The 4,306-nt window shown below is 43.2% G+C and carries 4 protein-coding genes; 2 read left to right on the plus strand and 2 right to left on the minus strand.

Annotated features, from left to right (window positions below):
- Positions 1–261: 261 nt before the first annotated feature.
- Positions 262–723, minus strand: a complete 462-nt coding sequence (locus Xbud_RS18320) for an antirestriction protein (protein WP_099137441.1) — start codon at positions 721–723, stop codon at positions 262–264.
- A complete protein-coding gene (locus Xbud_RS18325; RefSeq protein ID WP_099137442.1) occupies positions 723–1,157 on the minus strand; it encodes an antirestriction protein in 435 nt (144 codons plus the stop codon). The genes Xbud_RS18320 and Xbud_RS18325 overlap by 1 nt, the downstream gene beginning before the upstream one ends.
- 811 nt (positions 1,158–1,968) lie before the next feature.
- On the opposite strand from Xbud_RS18325, the gene Xbud_RS18330 reads away from it, so the two are divergent.
- Positions 1,969–2,925, plus strand: a complete 957-nt coding sequence (locus Xbud_RS18330; RefSeq protein WP_211283552.1) for a hypothetical protein — start codon at positions 1,969–1,971, stop codon at positions 2,923–2,925.
- A 490-nt stretch (positions 2,926–3,415) separates the two neighbouring features.
- Positions 3,416–4,141: a hypothetical protein gene (locus Xbud_RS18340; protein ID WP_099137445.1), complete on the plus strand. Its 726-nt coding sequence runs from the start codon at positions 3,416–3,418 to the stop codon at positions 4,139–4,141.
- Positions 4,142–4,306: the final 165 nt, after the last annotated feature.

Raw genomic sequence — 4,306 nt, forward strand, 5'->3', positions numbered from 1 at the left:
GCTTCGCACACGGTCAGGGTTTCTTCCCGCAGTGATTGCCTCGCTTGCGGGTGTTGCATCAGGCCAGTGACCTGCACGGTAAAAATGTCTTCATGGAATGTCGTACCGGTTTCATCTGATGCCGGTAAAAAAATCGGGTTCATCGGTATTTCCTTGATTGGAGGTCAAATAAAAAAACACCCGCCCGATGCCGGGAAGGTGTTTTCGGTTCCCTGGTCAGGCGTTTAAGAAAAGCGTTAACAGCCTCATGGGCTGTTAACGTTAATGATGTTTATTTTTGTTATGGATAAGTAACGGACTGATAACGTCCTCTCCGGGTTTCAGTGTCATGACCGAAGCTATCAGGCCGCTTTCCGGGTGCTGTTGTGCATACTCCTGCAATGCGCAGAACCGGTACGCCTCCTCATTCGGGGTATCCAACACCGAGATACGGGCTGATACGATGGCCGTCACCGCCAGCCCGAAGGCATCGGCTGAAAGCGTGGCCGTGAATCGGATGTCCGGCAGATAAACGGAATACGTTTCCGCCCGTGTCGGCACCAGATAAGTCAGCGATTCAGACACCTGCCGGCTTGTCCATTGTTCAGGCTGGTCACCGCCGCATAACGTTGATACGGTATTCGCCAGCAGGAACCCCAGAAATAACCGTTCCAGCGGGGTTTTGTCGGGAAACACGACCGACAGTGCAAGACTGTCCAGCATAATCAGTTCATTCTTTGGCATCACGTTCTCCTTAAGCCCAACGCTGCCCGGATATATTGCGCCTGAGGATGTTGCAGCGCATATTCACGCAGGGCGCAAAACCGCTCAGCGTATCCGTCCAGCTTCATCAGCGCCGTCAGATAACCCAACACGCTCAGGGTTACCATCAGCCCAAAGGCATCGGCGGAGACTTCACCTTTAAAGTCAGTCGTACCCACGTTGACCACAGCGGAATCCGACCGTGCCGGCACGATATAGGCGATGCGGTCTGACACCTTCCGGTACTGCCATCGGTCACACCGGTCATCGTCACACAGCACGGCAGCAGCTTTAATGAACGTGTGCTCCAGCAACATCAGTTCCAGTGAACCGGTGTGCGGAAAAATTTCAGCAAAAGGGGAGAGTTCAGCCGGGGACACAGTGTGCACTGTGGCCGGGGTAGTATTTTGTTGCATGGTATTCTCCTGATAAAAACAACGGGGAACACCTGACCCAATGGGAAACGTGTTCCCCGTTGGGTGACTGGCCTGTTGGCCATGATGAATGAGATTAAGAAACCTTCATCGTCATCAGACTGACGATATCTGCTTCCAAAGGGGCGCAGATGTACCACACCGTGGTGTACTCCCTTGCAGGCTACGGGAGTGTTGCTGTCGCTGCCCGAAGGTGATCCTCACAAGCGACCGGATCATGGATAAGTCTGACTACGCTAATAAACGGAAATCCTCAGGTCAATGGGTAATTCATTTCCCGGGACAAAAAATAATGTCAGGAGTACGACGGAATTTTTGGGCGTCAGGGAGAGACTGTCAATACGCGGTGACCCATTCAGGCCGTTTGGTCTAACACGTTTATGCCCCAAAGCTTGCTAGAATCCCTTTGAACAATCGCAAACAAACGAATGAGTTGCCATACAAAATCTCATATATAAACCCTGTTCTCCGCGGCTTTATCTGATTATTTGATTGTTCAAACTGGATAAATATGCAGTCGTATTAAAAACTCATGTTTTTTGAGTGTTTCCAAACTTATTTTTTTGTGTGTTCCCCCAGGCTAAAACAAAAAAATCCATTAAAATCAACTTAATAACCCCTACAAATTAGTTAATAGGTTTGGAAAAACGCTCATGCACGTTTTTCCAAATGGCGTATTTGATAGAAAACTGATAAATTCTTTACATACAAATAGTTAACTGTGCGTATTTTCACTGTTCTAATGAGATAAACGCGCGCGCCACTAATAAACTGTTAGGCCTCTTGGTACTCTATGCAAGAAATGACATATAGATTAACTGCAGACTTACGCAGGCTTTCATTTGAAAATCATGATCGCTGCGTATCCTGTGGTCATGTATTTAAAGAAGGTGATACTTCTCACTTAGGTTATAACCAAAATGATGAGCCACTATATGTATGTAATAGCTGCTGTGGCAGTCTCAAAGAAACTGCTATAAGACATTACTTTAGCCCAAGACCATACGAAATCCCTGACCAAAAAACAAAGCTATGGCGCTACATGGACTTCACTAAATATGTAAGCTTACTATCTTCGAAGTCTATATATTTTACTCGTACAGATTGTTTTGAAGACTTATACGAAGGAGCCAAAGGAATTAAGAAGAACAAAGAACGATGGGAATCCCATTATTTAGAATTCTTCAGACGTGCAATTATGAATCCCCCTGAAGGGTATGTATGTGAGCTTTCCAAAGAGGAAATTGAAAAAGATGCTCAGCGCTTACTAAAAGAAATGGAGATAGGGGGAAAAACTCACAAGGAAAGCACTTTTGTAAACTGCTGGCATGAAAGCGAACATGAATCTGAGGCAATGTGGCGCTTGTACTCCAGTTTTCTTCCTAATGCGGTTGCAATACGAACATCTTACAAAGGGTTGTATGAGTCACTTGGTCGTGATCCATCCATAAATATTGGGCGAGTGAAATATATTGATTTTAATCAAAACTATGCAGGCCCAAATAATGCCTTTTGGCGAAAAAGGAAGTCTTTCGAGCATGAAAAAGAAGTCAGAGCACTTTTAACAGATATGAAATGCAAGGGACAGGGAAAGCTTCTCCCCTGTAATCTAGATCTACTTATTGAAGATGTTTTTGTTTCACCTTGTGCGCCTGAATGGTTTATTCATTTGCTAAACGATATTAACGAAAAATTTTCAATAAAGATTAAGCTCAGAAGATCTGAACTTATAGAGGAGCCGTTCTTTTGATAAAGTCAGGCCTGACAAGAGCATCAATTAATACCTCGCAAGCTTTCGCCTATTACGTGTGCGTTATATTCATTGAGATCGCGTCGAGGAAACAAAAAATGATTAGTCACGGAGAATGATAAGTGGAAGCATTTATACTGCCCGCACTCCTTGTACTGCTAAGTGCCATCTTGCGGAGCTTCATCGTTAACAAAAAAAGTACTCCTTCAGTGTTCGGGGATATAGCTTTGGGGTTACCTGTAGACTTAACCTTTGTTGCTCTCTCTGTAGCAATATCGTCAACTGCATTGATACAATATTGGCTCGACAATAGGGCAACTTTAATCGTCGGGATTTTGGTGGTAGCTGTTTTTCAGCTCGGAGCGTTATATAAGCCTTGCAAAGAGTACATTGATGAAGACAGAAATTGGTGCTCGTTCTGGTTTTGGGTCTTAAATGCAGCTTCAACTTTCGCTGTATTCTGTTTCTTAGTAATTAAGGTGGTGAAGTAATGGCTGGCATGACCTCATTTGAATTCATAGTTTCTTTTGCTATTCTCTTGCTTGCAATGACTGCGGTAATGGCATTGATGTTTTACACAATGCAAAAGAAAAGAGGATCACGATATGACGAAGAGAAAAAACGCATAGAACTGGACCTTCTTCGTCATAACGTAGAATCAGAAATTTATGGCCTGAATAAGCGCCTTAGTAAAACCGTATCAAGATTTGAAGATACCTATCACCTTCAACTTGATGGGAACTCTAAAAGCCCGATCGTCGAAAAATCTGAACTTCAACTAAATGATTTTCTGAAAAATGCAGGGCTTAAAGAATCCGACTTACAAGAGAAAGATTTTGTTTTTGTTCTCACGCCGTTTCATAGTGAATTTGATGGTGTCTATGAAGCAATCAAAAACATATGTGATAAGGCTGATATCCGCTGCATCAGAGGTGATGAGCAGAACTTTAAAGGTGACATATTTTCACATGTGCTAAAGAATATTGTGCAAGCCAAAGTGGTGGTTGCCAATCTAGGAGGGAGGAATCCCAATGTTCTATATGAGCTAGGCCTAGCACATGCTTTGGATAAAACAACAATTCTAATATCTCAGCTGCTGGATGATTTGCCTGTAGACATTAAATCGAAAAGAATCATTACTTATAAGGAATTTTCTGATTTGGATGACGTTTTGCCGCTTGAGTTACTCAAAGTCATGAAAAAAAGTAACAAGTAAAACTCTCGGACGAAGCAATAGTGCGGCACTATTTGAGGCGTTACCCCATAGAAATTTTAATCCTAAATAAGCGAGTTAAAGTTAATGCTTTAACTCGAAAATGTCCAGAAATGAGTTAGCGATAACATAGGAATAATCGCCTAAGATTCAAGATTGCTTTGCTCA

Origin of the sequence: Xenorhabdus budapestensis (assembly GCF_002632465.1) — a bacterium.
Lineage (GTDB): Bacteria > Pseudomonadota > Gammaproteobacteria > Enterobacterales > Enterobacteriaceae > Xenorhabdus > Xenorhabdus budapestensis.

What these genes read in the sequence shown, in the direction of transcription:
- Xbud_RS18320 (WP_099137441.1), bottom strand. Translation starts at nt 723, where the DNA reads ATGCCAAAGAATGAACTGATTATGCTGGACAGTCTTGCACTGTCGGTC.
- Xbud_RS18325 (WP_099137442.1), bottom strand. Translation starts at nt 1,157, where the DNA reads ATGCAACAAAATACTACCCCGGCCACAGTGCACACTGTGTCCCCGGCT.
- Xbud_RS18330 (WP_211283552.1), top strand. Translation starts at nt 1,969, where the DNA reads ATGCAAGAAATGACATATAGATTAACTGCAGACTTACGCAGGCTTTCA.
- Xbud_RS18340 (WP_099137445.1), top strand. Translation starts at nt 3,416, where the DNA reads ATGGCTGGCATGACCTCATTTGAATTCATAGTTTCTTTTGCTATTCTC.